General features: G+C 33.9%; 18 protein-coding genes, 2 other RNA genes and 3 pseudogenes. 14 read left to right on the forward strand and 9 right to left on the reverse strand.

The window, feature by feature from the left end; all coding sequences use genetic code 11:
- The first annotated feature begins 40 nt into the window (after positions 1-40).
- Positions 41-460 (forward strand): nucleoside-diphosphate kinase, encoded by a 420-nt coding sequence (gene ndk, locus ACFZP3_RS05695; RefSeq protein WP_253309229.1) that lies wholly within the window; start codon positions 41-43, stop codon positions 458-460.
- Positions 461-1,391: 931 nt separating this feature from the next.
- Positions 1,392-1,541, forward strand: a pseudogene (locus ACFZP3_RS05700) (DnaJ domain-containing protein); the annotation flags it as partial.
- Positions 1,542-2,353: 812 nt separating this feature from the next.
- Here the strand turns inward: ACFZP3_RS05700 and ACFZP3_RS05705 are convergent.
- The 4 genes and pseudogenes from ACFZP3_RS05705 to ACFZP3_RS05720 form a co-directional block, all read right to left on the reverse strand.
- Positions 2,354-2,572: pseudogene (locus ACFZP3_RS05705) on the reverse strand (bifunctional folylpolyglutamate synthase/dihydrofolate synthase); the annotation flags it as partial.
- 17 nt (positions 2,573-2,589) lie between these two features.
- Positions 2,590-3,451 (reverse strand): IS630 family transposase gene (locus ACFZP3_RS05710; RefSeq protein ID WP_386086489.1). Its coding sequence is split into 2 segments (ribosomal slippage): positions 2,590-3,127 and positions 3,126-3,451, totalling 864 coding nucleotides; the frame shifts between segments, so codons are not numbered across the junction.
- Between the two features lie 60 nt (positions 3,452-3,511).
- Positions 3,512-4,585, reverse strand: a pseudogene (locus ACFZP3_RS05715) (bifunctional folylpolyglutamate synthase/dihydrofolate synthase); the annotation flags it as partial.
- A complete protein-coding gene (locus ACFZP3_RS05720) occupies positions 4,582-5,172 on the reverse strand; it encodes a phospholipid-binding protein MlaC (RefSeq protein WP_253309232.1) in 591 nt (196 codons plus the stop codon). The gene ACFZP3_RS05720 and the pseudogene ACFZP3_RS05715, both read right to left, overlap by 4 nt.
- Positions 5,173-5,281: 109 nt before the next feature.
- Between ACFZP3_RS05720 and ssrS the strand changes: the two genes are divergently transcribed.
- From ssrS to ACFZP3_RS05735, 3 genes are all read left to right on the forward strand, one after another.
- Positions 5,282-5,443: non-coding RNA, 6S RNA (gene ssrS, locus ACFZP3_RS05725), on the forward strand.
- A 1-nt stretch (position 5,444) separates the two neighbouring features.
- The gene (locus ACFZP3_RS05730; protein ID WP_341822895.1) at positions 5,445-5,924 is read left to right on the forward strand and encodes a type II toxin-antitoxin system RatA family toxin; all 480 of its coding nucleotides are present in this window, start codon (positions 5,445-5,447) and stop codon (positions 5,922-5,924) included.
- Positions 5,925-5,977: 53 nt separating this feature from the next.
- On the forward strand, positions 5,978-6,676 hold the full coding sequence (locus ACFZP3_RS05735; protein WP_253309234.1) for a DsbA family protein: 699 nt from the start codon (positions 5,978-5,980) through the stop codon (positions 6,674-6,676).
- Positions 6,677-6,705: 29 nt separating this feature from the next.
- Here ACFZP3_RS05735 and ACFZP3_RS05740 read toward each other — a convergent pair whose 3' ends face one another.
- Positions 6,706-6,984, reverse strand: a complete 279-nt coding sequence (locus tag ACFZP3_RS05740) for a DUF2671 domain-containing protein (RefSeq protein ID WP_253309235.1) — start codon at positions 6,982-6,984, stop codon at positions 6,706-6,708.
- 258 nt (positions 6,985-7,242) lie between these two features.
- Here ACFZP3_RS05740 and ACFZP3_RS05745 point away from each other — a divergent pair, with 258 nt between their 5' ends.
- The gene (locus ACFZP3_RS05745) at positions 7,243-7,890 is read left to right on the forward strand and encodes an O-methyltransferase (protein ID WP_253309236.1); all 648 of its coding nucleotides are present in this window, start codon (positions 7,243-7,245) and stop codon (positions 7,888-7,890) included.
- 1 nt (position 7,891) lies between these two features.
- Here ACFZP3_RS05745 and ACFZP3_RS05750 read toward each other — a convergent pair whose 3' ends face one another.
- Positions 7,892-8,545, reverse strand: a complete 654-nt coding sequence (locus ACFZP3_RS05750) for a glutathione S-transferase family protein (protein ID WP_064125276.1) — start codon at positions 8,543-8,545, stop codon at positions 7,892-7,894.
- Between the two features lie 222 nt (positions 8,546-8,767).
- Between ACFZP3_RS05750 and ffs the strand changes: the two genes are divergently transcribed.
- The 7 genes from ffs (at position 8,768) to ACFZP3_RS05785 (ending at position 14,683) form a co-directional block, all read left to right on the forward strand.
- Positions 8,768-8,857: signal recognition particle sRNA small type (ffs, locus tag ACFZP3_RS05755), an RNA gene on the forward strand.
- Between the two features lie 20 nt (positions 8,858-8,877).
- A complete protein-coding gene (dnaX, locus tag ACFZP3_RS05760; protein WP_386087020.1) occupies positions 8,878-10,362 on the forward strand; it encodes a DNA polymerase III subunit gamma/tau in 1,485 nt (494 codons plus the stop codon).
- Positions 10,363-10,383: 21 nt separating this feature from the next.
- On the forward strand, positions 10,384-10,698 hold the full coding sequence (locus ACFZP3_RS05765) for a YbaB/EbfC family nucleoid-associated protein (RefSeq protein ID WP_064125278.1): 315 nt from the start codon (positions 10,384-10,386) through the stop codon (positions 10,696-10,698).
- 504 nt (positions 10,699-11,202) lie between these two features.
- Positions 11,203-11,874 (forward strand): P44/Msp2 family outer membrane protein, encoded by a 672-nt coding sequence (locus ACFZP3_RS05770; protein ID WP_386087021.1) that lies wholly within the window; start codon positions 11,203-11,205, stop codon positions 11,872-11,874.
- A gap of 141 nt (positions 11,875-12,015) precedes the next feature.
- Positions 12,016-12,174 carry a hypothetical protein gene (locus tag ACFZP3_RS05775; protein ID WP_253309240.1) on the forward strand — a complete coding sequence of 53 codons (159 nt, stop codon included), beginning with the start codon at positions 12,016-12,018 and terminating at the stop codon, positions 12,172-12,174.
- 271 nt (positions 12,175-12,445) lie between these two features.
- Positions 12,446-13,681, forward strand: a complete 1,236-nt coding sequence (mtaB, locus tag ACFZP3_RS05780) for a tRNA (N(6)-L-threonylcarbamoyladenosine(37)-C(2))-methylthiotransferase MtaB (RefSeq protein WP_253309241.1) — start codon at positions 12,446-12,448, stop codon at positions 13,679-13,681.
- 66 nt (positions 13,682-13,747) lie between these two features.
- Positions 13,748-14,683, forward strand: coding sequence for a P44/Msp2 family outer membrane protein (locus ACFZP3_RS05785; RefSeq protein ID WP_386087022.1), 936 nt, complete (start codon positions 13,748-13,750; stop codon positions 14,681-14,683).
- A 7-nt stretch (positions 14,684-14,690) separates the two neighbouring features.
- On the opposite strand, the gene ACFZP3_RS05790 is transcribed toward ACFZP3_RS05785, so the two are convergent.
- On the reverse strand, positions 14,691-16,205 hold the full coding sequence (locus tag ACFZP3_RS05790) for a secretion system protein (protein WP_386087023.1): 1,515 nt from the start codon (positions 16,203-16,205) through the stop codon (positions 14,691-14,693).
- A 285-nt stretch (positions 16,206-16,490) separates the two neighbouring features.
- Between ACFZP3_RS05790 and ACFZP3_RS05795 the strand changes: the two genes are divergently transcribed.
- A protein-coding gene (locus tag ACFZP3_RS05795) for an IS630 family transposase (protein WP_386086489.1) occupies positions 16,491-17,352 on the forward strand; the annotation gives its coding sequence in 2 pieces (ribosomal slippage) (positions 16,491-16,816 and positions 16,815-17,352; 864 coding nt in all).
- Between the two features lie 93 nt (positions 17,353-17,445).
- Here the strand turns inward: ACFZP3_RS05795 and ACFZP3_RS05800 are convergent.
- Positions 17,446-18,810, reverse strand: coding sequence for an ankyrin repeat domain-containing protein (locus ACFZP3_RS05800; protein WP_386087024.1), 1,365 nt, complete (start codon positions 18,808-18,810; stop codon positions 17,446-17,448).
- Between the two features lie 833 nt (positions 18,811-19,643).
- Positions 19,644-20,717 carry a hypothetical protein gene (locus ACFZP3_RS05805; RefSeq protein ID WP_386087025.1) on the reverse strand — a complete coding sequence of 358 codons (1,074 nt, stop codon included), beginning with the start codon at positions 20,715-20,717 and terminating at the stop codon, positions 19,644-19,646.
- Positions 20,718-20,780: the final 63 nt, after the last annotated feature.

Consider the following 20,780-nt stretch of genomic DNA (forward strand, 5'->3'; position numbering starts at 1 on the left):
AATAAATCTATAAATATACTATTTTATATAAGGAGATAATATGGCAATTGAGAGAACACTTTCGATATTAAAACCTGATGCAGTAAAAAATAATATTACAGGCAAGATAAATTCATACATTGAAAGCTCTGGGCTCAAAATTATAGCACAAAAAATGATGTTACTGACAAAAAAACAAGCAGAGCTGTTTTATGAAATTCATAAAGATAGGTCTTTTTTTGGGGAATTGGTAGAGTTTATGACTTCTGGTCCTGTGATAGTTCAAGTTTTAGTTGGTGAAAATGCAGTAAGTAAATACAGACAAATCATGGGAGCTACCGATCCAAAGCAGGCAGATAAAGGTACAATCAGGGGTGATTTTGCTGATGACATTAGTGAAAATAGAGTTCACGGCTCGGATAGTCTAGAAAATGCTCGTAAGGAGATAGCTTTCTTTTTTGCTGAACGTGAGTTGGTGTAGTCAAATCAGATTTTCCTATATATAACTAAATTTTCTGGATCCTATGTCAAGCATACATCTGTACGAACGTTGTAATTAACAGGTGGCAAATCCAAGTAGCTGACAACATAGAAACGAAAAAATTCCTTGACAAACTCCGCCAGCCCTCTTATCATGGTACTGAAGGTATTCAGTTATCTTCATCTGTGCAGATTAAACAGCAAAAAAACAACGTAGTTGGCGTCTTATTTTTAATTTTTTGCACTATGTGCATCCTATGTCTTCACAACATTTCTAGGTTTTTGCCTATATAAGCTGAAACGCGCTTATAAGTCGTTTAAGACAGTATAGTACGCCAATTTGCAGGATTAGGGAGTGAACACTAATTACCACGGGATTTCTTTGCCTTTTTTTCGTTTGGTAAATTTCTTAAATATTTATAGCTAAACGACAACCGTCATCCCGCTACTTGTTAGCGGCTGAGATACCGCGGCGGTATGACGGTTCGCGGCAGCATGACGACAAATTCGTCATTCCGCTGCTTGTTAGCGGCTAAGAGATACCGCGAATGAATCGCGGTATGACGGTTCGCGGTGGCATCTCGTCATCCCGCTACTTGTTAGCGGGATCTAGAGATACCGCGGCGTTATGACGTAGAAGCTATACTTTTATACTCACCAACTCAGTTTGCTTGCTTACAAGTAAACTGCAACCCTAAATGTTGGAGCACTGTCGTACACTAAGCGCTGTAATGACAATTTTAGTCGCTTCATACACTTATCATGCTAGTCATAACAGAAATAATTTTTACCAGAGATATTTATGAAATAATTGACATAGTTTGGAAATATGTATATTATAGAACATTAATAGTTAGTTAATTTGTAGGTGTAATATGGCTAGAAAGATTTTGAATGAAAATGAGTATCACGCTTTTAAGCGGTTGTTTTTAATGTTTGGTATTCAGAAGAAGGATGTGGTAAATTCTGGCATTGAGAATATTAATAAAAAGTTTAGTGAACAATATCGTAAATTATCGTTAAAATATCACCCAGATAAAAACCCAAACAATAAAGAAGCGGAGGAGAAATTTAAGGTTATTGCATTAAATAAGCCATTTTTTGAAGAATTTATAATAGAGCCGTTGGAGAAAGGTCTCAATAAAAGAAATAATTTAATAAAAGAATTACGCGGTAAGTTGTGGAGTCGCAGTTATGAAGAATTGCAAAAATACTTAGATGATAAGCACAGAAATAAACTCTATAATAAGCAGCAGTCAATTAACAATAATGTAACTGCTTATTCAAAATATTCTTCTTATTCACATCTCTTAGGAAGTCTTTTAGTATTCTTCACATCAATTGCATTTTTAATCATTAATGGTATTTCTTGTAATGTACCAATAGCAGTAGGTTTTCTTGCTCCCTTGTTAGCAGGATTTATTTTGAGTTCAGCTATCAAGAGCATTTATACTAGAAATGGAAAAGAGTTTAATAATCAGACTAATATTTTATTATTGTTTTACTTTGACCAAGAATGCGAAAATTTTTCAAAGAGTGATAGGACTAAATTAAAGTGGCTAAAAAATTCATTTATTTTGAGCAACATAATCTGTACATCTTTAATGTTTTTCGGTGTGGGATTAGATTTAGTTGCCAACGGCTTTGGTATAACTAACTCTATGATGTTATCCGGCTTATTACTTTCATTATCATTCAAGCTTTTAATTGTTACTTCACCTGTTTTCAATGCTGCAAGTAATTATATTCTCAAAAAGACGACTATAAATTCAATTGAGGAGCAATTTAAAGGTGATGGTCCACTTGTAGAAGTTGATGACGAACAACCAAGCAGTACTATGAGCAATCAAAGTTATTTCCCCATCGGTCAGTTAATGCTCACATATCATCAAAGTTAGTTATTCTCCATAGCGAAGTCTCTAGCTAGGAACAATGAGCCACAGATTAGTATGGTTTTGATGTTTTGGATAGAGGCTTTTAATATGTGATTTGATATTGCATCGCCAATTGATTCACATTCAACTGCTTTTATTCCTATGTTATTGGCTTTTTCCCTAATCAAATTTGTATTTGTTGCTTTAGGTTCAGACTTAACACAAACCGCACATAGTATAGCTCTTCTCATAATAGTCAGAATAAAAAAGCAGAATCAACAGCTTGACGGAAAGACTTAAAAATAGGGATATTTTTTCTAGCTCTATTCTTTATAGCAAACCAATTATGCTCAATTTCGTTAAAGTCTGGAGAATATGGAGGAAGATAAAGAATTTCAGCACCAACTCCTCTAGCAAGATTATCTATTTTTTTAGATTTATGGAATGTAGCGTTATCAAGAATTACAGTTTGGCCAGACCTTAAAATTGGAGTTAAAAACTGCTCAAACCAAGCCTCGAAAACATCCTTATTGCAGTATCCTTCAAAGGTCAATGGAGCAATGATCTTCCTTTTATTTAGAGCTGCAATCATACTGACACGCTGAGTTTTTTTACCTGATTTTAATGAATGAAACCTCTCTCCTTTTCTGCAATATCCGTATGGGTAGTCTTCTGTATTATCTATTCCAGATTCATCAATATATACAAGATTTTCATGACGTTTTGTTGCTATAACCTTTAAAAATTGAGCTCGCTTTCCTTCATTTCTTTCTTTATATCCGTAGGTCTTTTTTTCTTGTAAATCCAATATTTTTAAGTGCGCGGTGAATCGTTTGTCGACTGATATTACCCCAGAGTTTAGCCATCTCTGACTGAGTTTTGCCACCATGGTTTTTTGCAAATTTGGTAAAAACATTCCAGTCAGTAATTTTATGGTTATATCCTACGCTTCCAGGCTTTTTTGACTGAAAATCTCCCGTTTCCTTACGCCTTTTCTGCCACTCATATAGAGTCGTTTTTCCAATTTTAAATCTCTCTGCAACAGTTGCTCTACTTTCTCCTTCATCCAATGCCTCCATTGCTTTTTTCCTTAAATCGTAACTATACGCTGCTGGCATACAAACCCCACTACCATAAATCCATATCTTAACTTGTTTGGATTATTATGAGAAGAGCTATAGCTTGATATATGGCTTTAAGTGCTCTAAGAACTCTGCCACATTTCTGTTACGAGTAACACCAAAAATTATATAGATACCTTCAGCAAAATTATCTTTTACCCACTGAGATAGCACTCTAGCACCGTCATTATTGTGCGCACCATCTAAAAATAATTGCCAATCTTTCGGTAGTAGGGAAATTAAATTACCCTCTTTTATTAGCTCTAGTCGTGCAGGCCAGTAGGTACGCTGTAAACCTGAAGTGATATCCTCTTCTCCAATATCAAATCCATATTTTCCACTTAAAATACTACATGCTGCAATGGCGTTTCCTGCATTGATTATTTGGTGTTCACCCTTCAGAGATGGCAAAGGAAATTCTATTGATTGAATAGCTGATTGGAAAACCATTTTGTTGTTCTTTTTTTTGCAATTCCATTCAAGACCTCCTCTATATAGAGGAGATTTCTTATTTATTGCATGGAATTCTAGTGTACTCATCACAGACTTTTCTTGTGGTGCTATTACGCAAGGAACATTAGGTTTCATTATTCCAGCCTTTTCACCTGCTATAATTTCTACAGTAGGGCCAAGATATTCTGTATGATCAAGGGCAATGGAAGTAATTATTGTTAAAATCGGACTATCTATAACATTTGTTGCATCAAGTCTTCCGCCCATACCTACTTCAACTAAAGTAATATCGGCTTTATGACGAGAAAAAGCTAAAAAAGCTGCAATAGTTGCAGCTTCAAACAGAGTGATAGGTTGTTCTGCAATCACGGCACGGCATTCTTCTAATAAGCTATATAATTCATTATCGTCGATATAACTGTCTGCAATAACTATTCTTTCATTAAAATTCACCAAATGTGGAGAAGTGTATGCATGGACCTTATACCCTGCTGCTTGCATTATATATCTTATAAATGCTAGTGTTGAGCCTTTCCCGTTAGTCCCAGCTATATAAATTACGGGAGGCATTTTTTTCTCAGGATTGTCCAATTTATTTAGAAAGCTTTTTATGCGATCAAGAGAAAAATCCTTTGGTCTACTACCAAGCGGTTTAGGCCAATGAGGCATATATATCATGGATTGTTATTGCATTTTAATTCAGCTATAACGCTTGCTATGCCATGCGTGTCGATTTTTTCACTAAATTGAGAACGTTGATTAATAGCAATACTTATTCCACTCATTACAACATCACTTATCAAGAAAGAACTGTTATTTTTAGTAACTTTAAAATCAATATTTGTAAATTCTTCATCACCGTAAGAAAATCTTGTACCAATTAAGCAAGTTTCATCGTCAACTGCTTTTGTACTCATTATGATCATTTCACTATCATGCATGTATTTATATAAAATTTTAACGCACAAACGCGTAAGATACACTTCATACTCTCTTAAAAAATCTTCTTTTTCTTTTTGTTTAACTAAAGCCCAATGTTTTCCTATAACGAATTGCGATATTCCTTTGAGGTTAACATTATTCTGAATGACCTCCTGAAGCTTTTCGTGTACATGCCCTAGGTTTTTTCTATTTCCTTTTGTAGATATACCATCCACTTGTTGCTTCATAGTATGCACAAAAATTTTGTGATCTGTACAACTAGTGTAAGCTCTTGAAGAAATTGCAATAAAAACAATAATGATTAAAACTTTAGTAATGTTCATAAGATAAACTATAATACTTAAAATGCAAAATTTAATAAAGATTAAATAATAATCGCTGACTTTAATATACCTATAGACATGCCCTGTGTAAATCATCTATAATTCAAGTAAGGGTCTGTGCTATGCGTTATGAGTTAAGTTAAATTTCCCGAGCGATAATTTCTAGAGAAGGGAATTGCCTCTGCTGGTTTCGTTGAAACTAATATGCGATTCCCACCTTAACTTCAGGTCTCAGGAATCTACTAAGGCTGACGGTAGATACGGATCCTTTTTTGATTGGTACTAAATTTATGCTTCATCAATGCAGAGAACAAGGTACCTTCCTATGTTCGCCTAATGAAGTATTCCAAATTGTAATTGATGTTGAAAGGTATCCTGATTTTGTTCCTTGGTGCAAAGCCGTTTATATAAAAGAAAAAATTGACAACCAAATGGTTGTGGATCTTCTCGCAGTTTTTCATGGAATTAAAGGAAAGTACACATCAGAAGTAACCTTTCTTTCTCCAAGTGGAACAAATGAAGGTTGGATAAAAGCTGTATCATCAAATGGAATATTTAAACATCTATACAATGAATGGCAATTCATTCCCATAGATGAAAATAAAACTATGGTAAAGTTTTATATAGAGTTTAAGTTTAAGTCCAACTCATTTTCCACTTTATTAAACTCAGTATATAAATATACACAGAGTAAAATAATTGCTGCATTTAAAGATAGGGCTGAAAGCCTTGCTAAACAAAAGTTATCTTGACATTATTAATATAAATATGTAATTTTTTTAGTAAGTTAAGTGTTTGTATTGTAATGATTTTCAGACTATTGTTTTTACTAATTCTTATGAGTGTTAATTCTTATGCAGTTGTTAAATCCAGTAACCAACATATTCAAAAAGAAACTAATGAAATAACATCAAAGGAGTTACTATCACTATTACCTGATGATAAATTATTAGGAGATCCAAAAGCACCAATTCTAATGATAGAATATGCTTCATTAACTTGCTATCACTGCTCTCTTTTTCATAAGAATGTTTTTCCTAAAATTAAAGAGAAATATATAGACACAGGTAAGATGTTATATATATTTCGTCATTTTCCTTTGGATTACAGAGGGCTAAAGGCTGCAATGCTAAGTCATTGCTACGAAAAACAAGAAGACTACTTTAATTTTAACAAAGCTGTTTTTAACTCAATAGATTCGTGGAATTACTACAATTTAAGTGATTTGACTTTACTACAAAGAATTGCTGCACTAAGCAACTTAAAGCAAGATGCATTTAACCAATGCATTAATGATAAGAAAATTATGGATAAAATCGTAAATGATAAATCACTGGCAATCAATAAACTTGGTATCACAGCCACTCCAATATTTTTCATCAAGCTTAACGATGATGGTAAGTCATATATAGAGCATAATAAAGTTAAACATGAAGGGTATAAAGAGCTGAAATATCTTACTGATGTGATAGATAAATTATATGGAAAAGCTATAGTGAAGTAATACCACTGTAGCTTACCATATAAAAGACTCTATGCTGAGTCATTGTTTTTCACTACTGTTTGTTGTTTTTTACGCTCAAACTCTCTTTTTTTACTGTGCCAAGTGTAGTAATACATAGCGATTTTATTCTCTATTAATACTATTGTCCCATCATAAAACTGAACCATATCCATAACTTTTCTCTGAGCTTCATTAAAACGTTCTTTATACTTTTCACGATAAGCTGGATTATGTAGTAACATAACCCCTTCATTCTTGTTAGATTTTTTGTTTAACGTTTCAACTTCACTAGCAATAGTATAAGACATATAACCCCCTCTAATTGATTATAAAAATTATATTTTAAAAAGAGAAATGCGCATAAACAATCCCTTTAATTCTAGTATAATAATCGATTGTTTATTATACTAGTTAACCATAGTACGATATATAATAATTTTTGTCACTTAAAATTTTATACTATGAAATAATAACTTAAAATAAATGTTTTTATTATTTTAAACTATATTATTATATTTATAAACTGTGTATGAATTAAGCTTCCCTAATTTATAATATAAAACGTAATGCGTAATAATTTTAGTATAAAATTATCATATATAAGAAATCTATTTGCAAAAGAATATAAAAAAATAGAAGAATATTGTATTCTTGAAAAAAAGCAACATATTCAGATTGGCCCTGAAGAAGGAAAGCTATTAAGTTTATTTATAAAAATCCATAAAATCAAAAGTATTGTTGAGATTGGCACGTTATACGGTTATTCGTCGATTTGCATGGCAAAAGCTCTACTGAAAGACGGTCATATATATACAATAGAAAATAATCCTCAACACTCAAGAATAGCAAAAAAAAATTTTAGTGCTTTTAATCTAAGTGATAAAATTACTCTAATAGAAGGTGATGCACTGGAAAAAATTAATGAATTATCAGCAAAGGCACCATTTGACATGATATTCATCGATGCTGACAAAAGTAGTTATCCTAAGTATTTAGATTGGGCAGAGTCATACATTAAACAAGATGGGCTAATCGTTGCAGATAACACTCTATTATTTAATACAGTATTTTTAGAATCGCCTCCAAAAGAAGTATCAGAAAAATCATGGCATGCTATGAGGGAGTTTAATAATAGATTATCAGATGAAAAGAAATATTTCTCTATATTGATTCCAACTGATGAAGGAATGACTGTAGCTTTAAAGCTAACATAAGTTAAAAATCAAGGTCAGCGTAATGTTTAGGAGGGGTTAAACCGGAAACTCTCTCTAATAATATCTCACGAAAACAAGGCTTTGATTTAACAATGGAGTACCATTCTTTTAAAATTTTACTTTTTTCCCATGGAAAACTACTTACATAATCCATTACGGAAATATGCGATGCTAAAGCAATATCAGCCAAAGTGAACTTATCAGTTGCAAGCCAAACGTTCTTGTTAATTAAGTGTTCGATGTATTCCATATGGCAAGGCAGGTTATGCTGAGCTGCATGAAGAAATCTAGAGTCAGGGCTGCGGTTAGTAATTACTTTTTCATTCATAATATACTTAGTAACTTCATTGTAAAATTTGTTGTCGAACCAATTGATTAGAGCGCGTATTTTAGACTTAATAATAGTGGATGAACCAAGTAATTTGACGTCGCTATTGTAAGTCTCTTCTATATATTCACAAATGGCATTACTATCCGCTATTACAAAGTTATTATCTATTAATACTGGTACTTGCCCAGTTGGATTGATCTCCATAAATTCATTCCGTTTTTCCCACGGATTTTCATACACTAGATCGCAGCCTAATTTTTTTTCTTTTAGAAAAGTTCTAACTTTTCGTGAAAATGGACAAAGAGGAAAATGATATAAAATCATAATATTCCTCTTTTGTTATCCCAGTACCTATAGGTTGTTATTCCAGTGTGTGAAACTGAAATCCACATCTTTTTTCTCTGGATCCAAGTTGGAATGACAAGAGAAGAGTATTTTAGGTAACAGTTGTTTACTCCAAAGTAATGTTGCAAAAGGTCTAACATATAAATTATAAGACTAATATAGGATATACCTTGCTAAATAAAAAAAAAAGTATAATATTTTATAAGGTATGCAGGCAAAAACTCTGTAATTTGGTCAGATCAGAAATGAAGCAGCCATATCAGAACCTTTTTGGGTTGCATACCTATTTCTTATTTGTTTTATCAGAGGCTATGAATATAGCATTAAAACATCGTCCTAGTAGCTTTAAAGATCTAGTAGGTCAAGATATATTAGTGCGTGTATTAGAAAATGCTTTTATTTTAAACAAAATCCCACAGTCTATACTGCTCTCTGGTAGTAGTGGAGTTGGTAAAACCACCACTGCAAGGATAATAGCTTTATGTTTGAATTGTTCCCTGGGGCCAATTTTTGAACCTTGCGGATCATGTGAAAATTGTCTAGCAATAAAAAATTCAAGCCATCCAGATGTGATTGAAATTGATGCAGCAAGTCACACTAGCATTGACGATGTTAAAGTAATCCTGGGAGATATTTGCTATTCACCTATAAGCTCTAAATTCAAAGTCTACATTATAGATGAAGTACACATGTTATCCAGCAGTGCATTTAACGCATTACTTAAAACCCTAGAAGAGCCACCCTCTAGTGTAAAATTCATTTTAGCAACTACAGAAATAAAAAAGATACCAATAACTATTATTGCACGTTGTCAAAGATTTGATTTACACAACATTCCTGTAGCTAAAATAGTAGAACGTTTAAATGATGTTGCACAAAAAGAGAGTTATTCCATTGAAAAGGGGGCATTAGAGTTAATTGCACGACATTCTGGAAATTCAATGCGTAACGCCTTGTTTTTGATGAATCAAGCAGTGCTATATAGCAAAGATGGTGCAATATCCACTAAAAATGTGATAGACATACTTGGCCTAGTGGATAAAGATATTATATTCGATCTATTAGGAGCAATATTAGAAGGTGATTTACAGAAAGCTCTATCAGTGTTTGACAAGGCGATAAAAACAGCAAACCCACTTAGTATTTTTGAAGGTCTATTGCAAACAATTCAGTTAGTATGCCGTTTTTTGATTACAAAAGAAATTGATAATGCAGTTACAGAGTATGAAAAGAACAGGATAAAAGATTTAAGTATAAAGAAGTCTTTAATATTTTTTTCGAGATTGTGGAAGGTGTTGCTTAAAGGTATTCAAGATATAAAAACTTCAACATGCAACGATGTTGCTGCTGAAATGATGTTAATTAGCCTCTGTTATCTTTCTGATCTGCCTTCTCCGGAACAAGTGGTCAAAAAAATTCTTTCGCAGAATGCACAGCAGGGAAATACGCATAGTATAGGAAATGAACAGCAACAAAATTATGATTTTGACAAAGTTTTGCAACTATTAAGGCGGAGTAACCAAATTTATCTTTACAAACAACTGTGTAATAATCTACAATTAATAGATTGTGAACCTGGATATTTAAAATTAAAAGCTGTATCTAAGTTGGATAGTAATTTTTGCAATGATTTAAAAAATTACTTAAACCAGGTGACTCAGCAGGAGTGGGTTATTACAGTTGATACGGGTTATATAAATAGGGAAGTGAGTAATTTAAATTATGCACCTGCAGTTAAGGATATACTTGATACATTTAAAGGTGCAAAAGTAGTTAATATAGAAAATAAGGAGTAAGTTGTGGATTTTAGTCAAATAATGAAACAAGCGCAAGAGATGCAAAAAAAGCTTGCAGAAGCTCAAGAAAAATATGTTGGGAAAGAGTTTCAAGGTATTTCTGGTGGTGGCAAAGTTTCTGTATTAGTGGAAGTCATAAAAATAGGTAGCTATAAAGCTAAAAAGGTGAACATAGACTTAGAACTTATGAGAAATGAGGAAAAAGATATAGTAGAGGATTTAGTAACAGCAGCGTTTAATGATGCCGTTAAAAAAGCAGAAGAAGATATGGCAAATGCAACTTCTGATCTTGCAGGTATGATGGGTTTACCACCTGGGTTTAAACTTCCTTTTTGAATTTACTACTGAAGTTTCTTTTAGTGTAAGTATTTCTTTTTTAATATTTCTAACGCCAGTACTTCTTCATATAATGCACCTATAGCTAGCACAGCCCTACGTCATACCGCGGTTCATTCGCGGTATCTCATCCGCTAACATGTAGCGGGATGATGAGGTTATCGTCTGCTGCCACGAACCGTCATACCGCGATTCATTCGCGGTATCTCAGCCGCTAACACGTGGCGGAATGACAGCAGTCCTACGTCATACCGTCACGGTATCTCATCCGCTAACAAGCAGCGGAATGACGAGGTCTTTCGATAGTAAATCTTACCTATGTTAGCTATACCAAAAAATCAAAAGTCGTGTAACTCTATTTATTCATTAATAAAATCTTTGTCTTCTCCTAAAAATTAGTTAAAATGTAGAATATTTTGTGTTATTAAGTTAGCACTTGACTTAACTTTAGTTGTTACTTAGACTGCTAAAGTGGAATTTTAATTTTTTTTTACGAGGACAATTATGCATTATAAAAAGTTTTTTTCAGCAGCCGCTTTAGCAACGTTGCTAAGTTTATCAAACTCTGCTTTCTCAGATCCTGTTGGTCCAATAAGTGATGAAGAAACTAGCTACTACGTTCGTTTGCAATACAACGGTGAAATTTTACCTCTTTTCACAAAAGTTGATGGTATTGCACATAAATTAGGCAAAGACAATAATAGTCCCTTAAAAGCATCTTTTATAGCTGGCGGTGGTGCGTTTGGTTATAAAATGGACGACATCAGGGTTGACGTTGAAGGACTTTACTCATGGTTGAATAAAGATGCAGATGTAGTAGGTGATACAGTTGCAGAAAGCTTAACAGCAATTTCAGGATTAGTTAACGTTTATTACGATGTAGCGATTGAAGACATGCCTATCACTCCATATGTTGGTTTTGGTGTTGGTGCAGCGTATATTAGCACACCTTTGGCAACTGCTGTGAGTAGTCAAAATGGTAAATTTGCTTTTGCTGGTCAAGCAAGAGCTGGTGTTAGTTACGATGTAACTCCAGAAGTCAAACTTTACGCTGGAGCTCGCTATTTCGGTTCTTATGGTGCTAACTTTGATAAAACTGACAAAGACGGCAAAGGGGAACTCAAAGTTCTTTACAGCACTGTTGGTGCAGAAGCTGGAGTAGCGTTTAATTTCTAGTCTATCTCAATCTTGTTATCCCAGTGGGTTTTTTCTTGTCATTCAAGTAGCATGACACTGGGGTGGCTTTGTTGCATAGCGTTCAGAAAAACTAGTGATTACTGACTAAATTCATTATAAAATGACGATTTAAGGATAAATATGCCACAAAAAATGAGAGTCAGTAACCAAAACGAATATAACAAGTTTCTAGAAAAAAGAGGAAATATTTTTCATGATATCAACGAAGCCATAGAAAATTGGTATGAAATTGGGCCAAAATGCAGGGTGGCAACAATATTTACAGCAACAAAGTGGTAATTTTGATACATATAATAACCCATCTGTTCAGAATAGGTTTGAGACAAACAGTCGGGTTTATAAAATGATATTTGCAACGTAATTGGTATGCCTAAATTTGAAATAGTCGCATAAAATTATTTACTCTGGAAAAAACTTACGTTGCTATGCAACAAAGCCATCCCAGTGTCTGCTGCTTGCATAGCATTTATCTACCAAAACAATGGTCATGCAAGAGACTTTGCTTGGATGTGTGATATAATTTAAATTGTAAGGTCTAAAAAATACTAGCATGAATGAAGTGATAACATTTGGTTGTCGTCTAAATTTTTACGAGAGTGAGTTAATCAAAGAAGCATTAAAAAAAGCAGAAAGAAAAAATGTTGTTGTGGTACATAGCTGTGCAGTGACAAACGAAGCAGAACGCCAAGTAAAGCAAAAAATACGTAAGATCTATAAAAACGACCCAAGTAAAGAAATTATCGTAGTTGGTTGTGCTGTTCAGTTGGATCCAGAAGTTTACAGTAGCATTCCTGGTGTAAGTAAAGTGCTCGGTAATCAAGATAAGCTAAAAGCTGAAAATTACTTACTAAATGACGATAAAATCTTAGTCAGTGATAACCAAGTAAACAAATCAGAACCTGTTCTAATTAATGGATTTGAAGATAAATCAAGGGCATTTATTGAAATTCAAAATGGTTGTAATCATAGCTGCACATTTTGCTCAATTACTGAGGCAAGAGGGAATAATCAATCTGTGCCAATAAACAGTATTATAGAGCAAATTAGGATCTTTGTAGAAAATGGATATCAAGAAGTAGTGTTTACAGGTGTTGATATTACTGACTTTGGTACAGATTTGTTTGCCAAGCCATCACTTGGTTCAATGATTAGGAGAGTTTTAAAAGATATACCAGAGTTGAAGAGGCTAAGACTTTCCTCTATCGATGTTGCTGAAGTTGACGACGAATTAATGGATTTAATAGCTAATGAGTCAAGACTTATGCCTCATTTACATTTGAGTCTACAATCTGGTAATAATTTAATACTAAAGAGAATGAAGCGTCGTCACAACAGAGAACAAGTAATAGAATTTTGTCATAAAATGAAGAGCTTGAGGCCTAATATAGCATTTGGCGCTGATATTATTGCTGGATTTCCAACAGAAACTGATGAAATGTTTCAGGATACAGTTGATTTACTAAAAAAAACAAATATAGTTTACCTACATGCTTTTCCATATTCAGAGCGGAAGAATACACCTGCTGCACGAATGCCACAAGTACCAGAGAATGTGCGTAAAGAACGAGTAAAAAATTTAAGAGAAATGAATAGAGAAATGATGAGTAGCTTTTATCAATCTTTGATAGGCACTGAACAAAGTGTTCTGGTTGAGCAAAATAATGTCGGTAGAACAGAAAATTTTGCATTAGTAAAGCTTGAATCAAAAGCTCAAGCAAAGAGTATTGTGAAAGTTAATGTTAAAGGAGTGGAAAATAATTATCTAATTGGAAATATTCTTTCTTAATTTTTGTACATTAAAGAAATATATGATATAGTAGTTATACTATAAATGATAATTATGGGTTCATTTGTGATAACTAAAATATCTATTACTTTATTTTTGATTTTCATTCCATGTGTCTATTTTTTTATTACTTATATTAGTAATACACACATTGAGCAAGTACAACTCTTAAAACTAGAAACGGACAATAATGAAGATGTAATGCATTCTGAAGAGGTTACTGAGAAAAAAATACTAATAAATGATTTAAAATATCAAGAACTTGAAAGTAGTCCTACTGAACAACCTTCTATTCTCCAAGTAGCTGATCAGAAAAATATGTGGTCACGTATTGCAGATCAAGCTGATAATGAGCAGCCTACAAAAGAAAAATCAAAAAAACTTGATTTTTATGTTAGTGCTAACGGTGGTAAGATATACCATGATAATTCAGAAACATTTGTAAAGGGTATAAAGGCAATATGGGAGAGAGTCCTAACTTTAGTTGAAAGTCATTATGGTTTTATGATAAAAAATATAGTGGCAAATGAAATTAAAAGCATAAAAGAATTTAATGGTAAAATTGATTTCCAATGGGTTAACAGCATATCTTTAGGTTACTATGCTGGAGAAAATGGCCGAGTTGATTTTGAAGCCATGTATTCTAGAGCCAATATTGAAAATAGTAATTCTCCTCTGGTATTTGATAAATCAGCAAGTATATTTGCGTTTTTGTTAAACTTATATTATAATCCCAGCTTTCAGGATACGCAATTTGCTCCATACATCGGCCTTGGTATAGGACCAACAGTTTTTAGATTAAAAAGAATTAATGGATCACCCCAAAGTTCAATGCCACTTAATGTTCCTTGGTTTGCTTATCAAATAAAGCTTGGTATTAACTATTCAATAATCCCAGAAGTCAAAACCTTTCTCGGCTATCGTTACTTTAGCGTTCCGATACCTGTTGCAGATGACATATCCACTCATAATATTGAAGTTGGTTTGATATTTAATTTTTAGTAGTGATTTAATATATATATAAATTCTTATCTTTTCTATCTAACAAACCAAATGTTGGTACGATTGTTGCTTTTAAAAAAATGACAGTTTCTACTGTTCTAATGTTATTCGCTAGCCTTTTTGACTTCTGATGTAATGTAGCTTTAAAGCTTTGCTTATCTTCCCTATGTTCTATAAGCCCGCCGATTACCATAATTTCACCGCTCTTAATTTTTAACATAGAGTTCATTTCTCTGATTTCAACAATTGGAATGTCGCTATTTAATTTCATTTTACTCTGCTGTGCGATGTACTCTATATCTGGATCTTTAATGTAGCCGTTAATTCTTGATAAAGTTGGATGTATATCCATGAATATTTCACTAGTATCAATGTTAATGCTTGGGTGGATTATTAGCACAACACCTATTGGAACACTATTCATCTTGGTAATTAAGGTCTGATTAGAATTTCTAGTATCTTTTTGTATGTCGGAAGTAAAATAAATATGGTTTTTAGTAAATGAAATCATCGCTTGCTGATTATTTATAGCATGTACTCTGGGGCTTGAAATTACAGTTGAAGTGCCAAATTTGTCTAAATTTCTTACTAAATCTCCTAGATCACTCGCACCAAAGTTCATTGCTAGGTTAATAATGGAGTTATCTTGATTTATTATAGACTTAGTTCCATCGCGTAAGTCATTTAAGTTTATACCAGAAAGATATTTGTCATCTAACACAACTTCAACTATTTTTGCCTCTATCATTACTTGAGAAGACGCTAATTTCTTAACCTTATTAATATATTCTTCAACAGCTTTATGGATATCTTTTCTAGCATTCAAAATAATAACACCAGCTTCTCTGTTGGATGAAAGGAATTCGCCATCATCCACCCCGTTAACATCCATTATTGCATTCAAGCCTTTTTCTAATGAATTCCATAAGTCACTACTGTATTGAGACTTCATAACATTGTTATAGTCCCTATCAGTGTGACTTCCATCACTGTTAGTAATATTGTTACTAATGACGAAACTGCTTTGAGCAGAATGTTGAATATTAATGAAGTCTGCGTAATAATTTTGCGCGTATGGCAAGTCCTGCTCAATTCTAATTACACCATTGCTTGTTGAGTAACGCAATTTGGCGCTATTTGCTATACTCTGAATTACTTCATTTGTATTCTTATCTTTTAGCTTTAAAATAATATTACCTGATATTTTTGGGTCTATATCCAAGTTAACGTCAGAAAGTTTTCCTATCTCAATCAGCAAATCTTTTACTGATACTTCTTCACTAACATTAATGGAAATAAGCTGATTACTGATTGTGAGATCGGGAAACTCTATTGGTAAAGGCATAATTTCTGGTATTGCCGGTTCATTAATCTCCAAAGAGGTGTTGTATTGCTGCAACGAATAATCGTGCTCACCTATATCATGATGATCTTCGTTGCCTATATTAGTGAGATGTTGCTTAGTAGGCAGGTGTGTGCAAGAAATAATGAAGAGGAGTATTAAGCATTTAAAAATAGCCATTAGAACAGCATATAGATCTATACTAATAGATTTCTATAAAAATATTAAAAATGTATTTAATTTCGTTTTCATCGAGCAGATAATTGTCATATATTAGCTTGACCTACACTGGCTATAGCTAAACTGACTTAGATTTACCGACGATTTGAAAAACCGTCATCCCGCTACGTGTTAGCGGGATCTAGAGATACCGTGACGGTATGACGGTTCGCGGGCGGTATAGTATAGCTCTTCTCATAATAATCCAAACAAGTTAAGATATGGATTTATGGTAGTGGGGTTTGTATGCCAGCAGCGTATAGTTACGATTTAAGGAAAAAAGCAATGGAGGCATTGGATGAAGGAGAAAGTAGAGCAACTGTTGCAGAGAGATTTAAAATTGGAAAAACGACTCTATATGAGTGGCAGAAAAGGCGTAAGGAAACGGGAGATTTTCAGTCAAAAAAGCCTGGAAGCGTAGGATATAACCATAAAATTACTGACTGGAATGTTTTTACCAAATTTGCAAAAAACCATGGTGGCAAAACTCAGTCAGAGATGGCTAAACTCTGGGGTAATATCAGTCGACAAACGATTCACCGCGCACTTAAAAATATTGGATTTACAAGAAAAAAAGACCTACGGATATAAAGAAAGAAATGAAGGAAAGCGAGCTCAATTTTTAAAGGTTATAGCAACAAAACGTCATGAAAATCTTGTATATATTGATGAATCTGGAATAGATAATACAGAAGACTACCCATACGGATATTGCAGAAAAGGAGAGAGGTTTCATTCATTAAAATCAGGTAAAAAAACTCAGCGTGTCAGTATGATTGCAGCTCTAAATAAAAGGAAGATCATTGCTCCATTGACCTTTGAAGGATACTGCAATAAGGATGTTTTCGAGGCTTGGTTTGAGCAGTTTTTAACTCCAATTTTAAGGTCTGGCCAAACTGTAATTCTTGATAACGCTACATTCCATAAATCTAAAAAAATAGATAATCTTGCTAGAGGAGTTGGTGCTGAAATTCTTTATCTTCCTCCATATTCTCCAGACTTTAACGAAATTGAGCATAATTGGTTTGCTATAAAGAATAGAGCTAGAAAAAATATCCCTATTTTTAAGTCTTTCCGTCAAGCTGTTGATTCTGCTTTTTTATTCTGACTATTATGAGAAGAGCTATAACTCGTCATTCCGCTACTCGTTAGCGCCGTGGCGGTATAGCTATATATGTTTTTTTGTACGCCCCTCTTGTACTTAAATGTAGAGTAAGTTTTCCAGCATAGCCTTAGTTTTTTTATATATTTTACTTCTTTCTCTATATTTAATAATAGGCTTAAAAATAAATGGTAAGCCTATAATTGTTAAGCTTAGAGCTAGGGTTGAAAGTATACAACAGGCTTTGTGTTTACTATGTAGCTCTTTCAGGTAAAGCATCAAAAATCTACAAAATTTTTTGTAATTTTCTTCGATGTTTTTTTTGCTATGAGCCTTGCTAATGAATATATCTATTGCGGTATGACCGTTATTACACTTAATGTTAAGGTCTGCACCTTTTTCTGTTAACAGCTGAGCTATATCAAAATAATCCTTTTGAACAGCAAGATGTAGAGGTGCAAAACCTTGTTGCTCACAAATGTTCATATTGGCTCTAACTTCCAATAACATTTTCACAATTTTTGTATGGCCTTTTTTAACTGCCAGTAGCAAGGGAGTTCTGTTACATTTAGTAACAGCATTAATGTTTACCTTAAGCTTCAATAAGAGCTTAACTGTTTTAGTGTTACCATTATGGCTAGCTTTATGCAGCCTGGCGTTGCCATTAAAATCTTGATCATTTGCATCTATTCCTTTTGATACAAGAAATGTTACCATTTTTCTATTATTATGCTCAATAGCGCAATCTAATGCATCAAAACCATGGTTGTTTTTTGTGCAAAAAAACTCTTTAAGTTTAATTTCATCGTTACTTGCTTGCTGTCTTTTTGCAATAAGTTTAACTATTTGCATTTTGTTGTTATACGCTGCTAGGAAAAGCGTAGTGTTATTTTCTGCATCTTTGGCTTCTATATTTGCACCTTTCTTTATCAGATATTCTATAATTTCTGCTCTGCTGTCATAATGTGCAGTGCATTGATAGATAGTTAAAAACAAAGGAGTGCGAAAATTGTTATCTTCACATTCGAGATTTGCTCCGCTATCAATTAAAATTTGGACGCTTTTTTTAGAACCGTATAGTGAAGCTATATGAAGAGGAGTATAGCCCTCTTTTTCATTAATTTTTGCGCCTTTTGTTATCAAAAAATCTATTAATTCCGTGTCATCTTGTAGTGCAGCAAGGTGCAGTGGAGTGAATCCATTTTTATCCTTGGAATTGATTGTCAGTTGATTAACAAAAAGTTTAGCAATTTTCTTGTGTCCATGCATAATGGCGTAATGCAGTGGGTTTCTATTTTCGTTGTCTACGACATTAAAATCAGCTTCGTGCTCTAGCAATGATTTTACTCCAACTAAATCGCCTTCTTTTGTGAACTTATGCAAGAGAGTGATTCCACTTGCATCTTTTGAGTTAATATCAAATCCATTTTCTACTAATTGGTTTATATCTTCCTCACGCGCCATATCACTTAAGTCTCTAATTGAACCCTTTTCGCGTTAATAATACTCCTACTTGATTAAGTTTAAATGAATCTGTGAGAAATGGCTAGGATACTATGCATTCTTGCATAACAAACTTTTGGCAGCGCATTGGATGAAACAAAAAAACCACTTGACAAACTCCTCCAGCCCCCTTATTATGACAATAAGGGTATTTATGACTCAAAACTTGTTTTTGACCTGCAGGCTCAATGACAAAATTCAGTAAAAAACTTAGGGTATTTTTTGGCGGATTACATAAAATTATAGCGGCTGCATGTCTTTTAAATTTTTTCTACATTCAGCCAAACCGCGCTTAAACTAAGCGTCAGCACATTATTACAGCGCCATTTACAGTAATATAGAGTCAAAACTCGCTACTCGGGGCTTCTTTTGCCTTTTTTTTCATTTGGTAAATTTCTTAAATATTTGTAGCTAAAAGAGCCCAAGAGAGGTGTCATTCCAGTGCTCCTTTTTTTATCATCCCAGTGCCCAGACATTGGGATCTAGCTAAGTTGGTGAGTATAAAAGTAGCCGTTTTATGTTAAAATACAACGTTTTGATGATTATGAAAAGGCTGGATTCCAGTGTCACGCACTGGAATGACAAAAAAAGGAGCACTGGAATGACAAGAAAGGAGCTACTCGGATGACAGGAGAAAGGGGCACTGGAATGATACTATTATAGAGTGAACCAGTGTCTGGGCACTGCCGTCATAAAGGAACCAGTGTCAGCTACTTGGATGACACCATCCTTTTTTCTGGATCCCAGTGGGCTTTGTTGTATAGCTACTTATGAAGAGGGCAAATGGAAGAAATTCATTTGCCCTCAAACTGTGCCTTGCGATCCTTAAAAGGAAGAGTAGATGGATCTTTCACCTCACTATTCACCTCAGTCACTGTTGTTGCAGGAGGAGCTTGAGGTCCTGTTTGTAAATTAGCAGGCTTAGGAGGTATTGGTGGCTTTTCTGTATTTGGTTGGTGGCTTGGCAAAGCTGCAATTTTAGGATGTTGTTGATCCACATCATCAGATCTATAACCACTCTCGGGAGTGCTTGTTCCTTTTTCATCGTCTGATTGGTGGTTTGGAGGTGTTTGATGTTCATCTTCCCATTCACTATTAAGTGTACGATTTTGATCGTCATCTTCGTCATCACTATCACTCGAATAATTTGCTTTAAATCGAGACTGAAGCTTTTTGGACAAAACATCTATAAGATTTTTTGGTTGCACATCTTCCAGTTTATTTAACCTCTCTTTCTCCCTCTTGTCAGACTCTTTCTTGTTCGTGAGTTTTGTTCCTTTTTTTATTGCCTTAAGCAAATCATTATTAGCTTTAGGCATACTAGGACCACCAGTTTCCTTTAGTTTTACATTCTTTATCCCTGCGAACATATCATCATCCTTGGTTTGCATCGTAAGCTTGGGAGCTGGTGCACCACTTGCTTGATTCAATTGCTCAGGAGTTGGCATAGGAGGAGGAGGTGGTGGTGGAGTACCAGTTAATGGAGGAATTGCTACACCAAGTGTTAGCTGATGTTGTGAAAGAGTAGGCGTACTTGACTTATTCTTCAGATCAGTACCATTTTCACACACAGATTTTTTTGTTGGTTCTGGAAATTCAGTATGTTGTTGGTCAGACTGATCAAATTCTTTTCCACTCAGATCTATTTTTTTCTCATTACCAGCTATAGAAATGGCCCGTTTAATAAGATATATCACTGAAGCCAATGCAACAACCGTAGAAACAGCAAAAATTGCTAAAGGAACTGCTGCAATGGCACCAGAACCAGAAATTGCTGTAATAACATAAGGAAGATATTGACCATCTGTGAAACTAAATGCAGATAATGATAAAACAGCAATTAAAGGACCAAGATTTGATGTACGCATTTTTTACTTCACTTGTTAATGATAATTTAATAATAACTAGATTATCATCATTCGTCAATAGTT

Source organism: Wolbachia endosymbiont (group A) of Norellia spinipes, from assembly GCF_964273535.1.